Source organism: Rhodococcus sp. F64268 (assembly GCF_023015605.1).
Taxonomy (GTDB): Bacteria; Actinomycetota; Actinomycetes; order Mycobacteriales; family Mycobacteriaceae; genus Rhodococcus.
Genome location: NZ_JALKAI010000047.1, coordinates 1 through 310, shown reverse-complemented (window position 1 = coordinate 310; position 310 = coordinate 1). Strand labels below are relative to the sequence as shown.

Annotated in this window: 1 rRNA gene; it reads right to left on the bottom strand. The window is 55.5% G+C overall.

Going from position 1 to position 310, the window contains the following annotated elements:
* Positions 1–217: 217 nt before the first annotated feature.
* Positions 218–310 (bottom strand): 16S ribosomal RNA (locus tag MWU77_RS24485); the annotation flags it as partial.

Genomic DNA, 310 nt, shown 5'->3' with positions numbered 1-310 from the left:
ATCATCGTCGCTGATCAAACACGAAAACGTGTTCTCTCAGGACCCAACAGCGCACCGATATAACCACCGCAGAAGAAAACATGATGCTTCCTCCGACACGATGATGCTTGTCAGCGTTCCACCCATGAGCTCCTGCCGCTCCACAGACGGGAACGAAACAGTCTCTGCCCGAGACGAATCCACCTGTGTGAACCCTCATCGGGAGAATGCTCCTTAGAAAGGAGGTGATCCAGCCGCACCTTCCGGTACGGCTACCTTGTTACGACTTCGTCCCAATCGCCGATCCCACCTTCGACGGCTCCCTCCCACA